Genomic DNA, 289 nt, shown 5'->3' with positions numbered 1-289 from the left:
TGTGCACTACCTGTCATTGGTCACCGATGCCAGTTCGCGTAAGATAGTCGGTCATCACGTGAGTAAAGACATGAAAGCCGAGAGTGTGGTGAAAGCGTTAAAAATGGCCATCAAAGATAAGCGCTATATCGGCAACGCAGTGCATCACTCAGACAGAGGCTTACAATACTGCTCAGCCGTTTATCAGAATGCGCTTCAGGCGAGCCAAATCCAGCCGTCAATGACGGATGGTTATGATTGCTACCAAAATGCATTAGCAGAAAGAGTGAATGGCATACTGAAGCAGGAG

Annotated in this window: 1 protein-coding gene; it reads left to right on the top strand. The window is 47.4% G+C overall.

The window, feature by feature from the left end; all coding sequences use genetic code 11:
* Positions 1–289, top strand: a 289-nt coding sequence (locus M0413_RS23160; RefSeq protein ID WP_249555763.1) for a DDE-type integrase/transposase/recombinase, incomplete at both ends; no start/stop codon positions are given.

This window comes from Shewanella sp. 8A, assembly GCF_023475945.1.
Taxonomy (GTDB): domain Bacteria; phylum Pseudomonadota; class Gammaproteobacteria; order Enterobacterales; family Shewanellaceae; genus Shewanella; species Shewanella xiamenensis.
The sequence above is the reverse complement of the archived record's forward strand: the minus strand, read 5'-3'. Positions and strand labels throughout refer to the sequence as shown.